General features: G+C 42.7%; 1 tRNA gene. It reads left to right on the top strand.

The annotated features are described in order from the left end of the window. Window positions 1-60 precede the first annotated feature (60 nt). Window positions 61-136, top strand: a tRNA-Gly gene (locus AB4484_RS24870). Window positions 137-213 lie beyond the last annotated feature (77 nt).

Below are 213 nucleotides of genomic sequence, written 5' to 3'. Positions count from 1 at the left end.
ACCACATTACAGTTAAGCGCTATCTGTTGCCCAAGGCAGTAAGAGCAGCGATTAACTAATGCGATACTAGCTCAGTTGGTAGAGCGCAACCTTGCCAAGGTTGAGGTCATCGGTTCGAACCCGATGTATCGCTCCACTTTTATTCGAATAAGAAGTCATATTCTTAGAAGTCATCTCCTAGAGAAAGTACTCAGAATGAAAATGGTTTAGTCT

It is taken from the genome of Vibrio sp. 10N.261.46.A3, from assembly GCF_041472995.1.
GTDB classification, from domain to species: Bacteria; Pseudomonadota; Gammaproteobacteria; order Enterobacterales; family Vibrionaceae; genus Vibrio; species Vibrio coralliirubri.
Note: the sequence above shows the minus strand (reverse complement) of the source record. Positions and strands in the feature narration are given on the sequence as shown.